Consider the following 1,564-nt stretch of genomic DNA (forward strand, 5'->3'; position numbering starts at 1 on the left):
AACCGGTCTTGACAGTGAATGTGAAAAGAGTGTTTACCGAGATCAATACCAATAAGCGCAACGTTTTCCATGATGGCCTCTCCTGAAAGAAAAACACCCTGTCAGCGTACCGCTCACAGGGTGGGGGTGACCATCTCATTAGACCCCCTGCCAAGGCAGGGGGTCGTCATGAGCAGCGCGGGGGGAGGACCTAGATCATCACACCGGCGATAACGGCGGAGAGCAGGCTCACCAGGGTGGAGCCATAGACCAGCTTCAAACCGAAGCGGGAAACCATGTTGCCCTTCTCTTCGTTGAGCGCCTTCACCGCACCGGCAATGATGCCGATGGAGCTGAAGTTGGCGAACGACACCATGAAGATGGAGAGGATGCCGACGGTGCGCGGGGAGAGCTCGGCGGCAATCTTGCCCAGATCCATCATGGCCACAAACTCGTTGGTCACCAGCTTGGTCGCCATGATGGAGCCGGCCTGCAGCGCTTCACTGCCCGGGATGCCCAGGATCCAGGCAACGGGATAGAAGATGTAGCCCATGACGTGCTGGAAGTTGACGCCAAACGCCGCCTCGAACAGGTAGTTGATGAGGGCGATCAGGGCGATGAAGCCCACCAGCATGGCACCGACGATCACCGCCACGGTGAAACCGGCCATGATGTACTCCCCCAGCATCTCGAAGAAGTTTTCCTTCTTCGGGGTATGGTGCTCGTCACCCTCGGCCAGCGCCTTGGCATCGGTCACGGTGTTGTCGGGCTCGTAGGGGTTGATGAGGGAAAGCACCACGAAGGTGCTGAACATGTTGAGTACCAGCGCGGCCACCACGTAGCGCGGCTCGATCAGCTGCATGTAGGCACCGACGATGGACATGGAGACGGTGGACATGGCCGTCGCCGCCAGGGTGTACATCTGCTTCTCGTTCAGGTGCGGCAGTATGTTCTTGAGGGCGATGAAGTTCTCGGACTGACCGACGATCATGGAGCTGATGGCGTTGAAGGACTCCAGCTTGCCCATGCCGTTGATCCTGGCCAGCACGGTGCCGATGCCACGAATGACGATGGGCAGCAGACGGATGTACTGCAAAATGCCGATCAACACGGAGATGAAGACGATAGGCATCAGCACCATCAGGAAGAAGGAGAAGGCCCCTTCGTTGACCAGACCGCCGAACACGAAGTCGGTCCCCTGCTTGGCAAACTCCATCAGCTTGGTGAAGCCGGCGGCAAAGCCACCCACCACCGCCAGACCCACTTCGGAGTTGAGCATGAACCAGGCGAGCGCCAGCTCGACCACCAGCAGCTGGCCGATGTAACGCAGCTTGATCTGTTTCCAGTTGCGGCGGTTTGCCAGCAACGCCAATGCCAGGACCATCACGAGTCCGAGCACGAAATGAACGTATTCCATACCAGTAGCACCCATTGAATTGCTTAACCATCCCCTCATATGAGCGAGGCGTGGCGCGGCTTCTGAGGTATGATCGCCATCCTTGACCAGCTAATACCCAACAGACTATCCCCATGTTTAACCACGAACTAATCCTCAACCACATCGACGATATATTTGGACAAGACA

At 57.4% G+C, this 1,564-nt stretch carries 1 protein-coding gene; it reads right to left on the bottom strand.

What is annotated here, in order from left to right; translation table 11 throughout:
* Positions 1–190: 190 nt before the first annotated feature.
* Positions 191–1,396, bottom strand: a complete 1,206-nt coding sequence (locus tag MUW49_RS20215) for a nucleoside transporter C-terminal domain-containing protein (RefSeq protein ID WP_041214374.1) — start codon at positions 1,394–1,396, stop codon at positions 191–193.
* Between the last annotated feature and the right edge of the window lie 168 nt (positions 1,397–1,564).

It is taken from the genome of Aeromonas sp. LsrichE-8G (genome assembly GCF_022869435.1).
GTDB classification, from domain to species: Bacteria; Pseudomonadota; Gammaproteobacteria; order Enterobacterales; family Aeromonadaceae; genus Aeromonas; species Aeromonas caviae.